Here is a 500-nt window from a genome sequence, read left to right as displayed (position 1 = left end):
AAATTATGTTTTTATAGGTACTGAATACGTCGAAGAACAACAAGTCATTATGACCAAAGAACAACTTTTATATGTGTTAGAGCAATATAAAGCTTTCTTAGAAGGAGATTATAAAGATCCCAATAACCCACCCGATCCTATTGATGTTGAGTTTATTGCAGAAGGGCAAGAAGCGATCGATATCTACAATGGATTGCCAAATTCTCATCTGGTTCCTTACGCTTGTTAATCACTTCCCCACTTAACTTGTGGGGAGCTAATTTTTAAGTACCCAGATCAACATTATAGGTTCAATAATTAATCTATTCTGAATAACTTTAATAATGAATGATCGCGCGACATAAACACCATTCTGCTCCAGCCTTTAATGGGATTCACAACACATTAAAAAAGCAAATAAACTAAAACATTTCATCAAAAATGTTTACCTAATTATGTCAGTCAATTTCTTGTCGGATTTATTCCTATGTTTAAAACCAGCAAGTTTATCCGACCTTTGC

The 500-nt window shown here is 33.8% G+C and carries 1 pseudogene; it reads left to right on the top strand.

Annotation, left to right across the window (positions count from 1 at the left end):
* Positions 1-229: pseudogene (locus tag J3U35_RS06465) on the top strand (hypothetical protein); the annotation flags it as partial.
* Positions 230-500: the final 271 nt, after the last annotated feature.

Source organism: Gilliamella sp. B2717 (genome assembly GCF_026536675.1).
In the GTDB taxonomy this organism is placed as follows: domain Bacteria; phylum Pseudomonadota; class Gammaproteobacteria; order Enterobacterales; family Orbaceae; genus Gilliamella; species Gilliamella apicola_I.
Note: the sequence above shows the minus strand (reverse complement) of the source record. Positions and strands in the feature narration are given on the sequence as shown.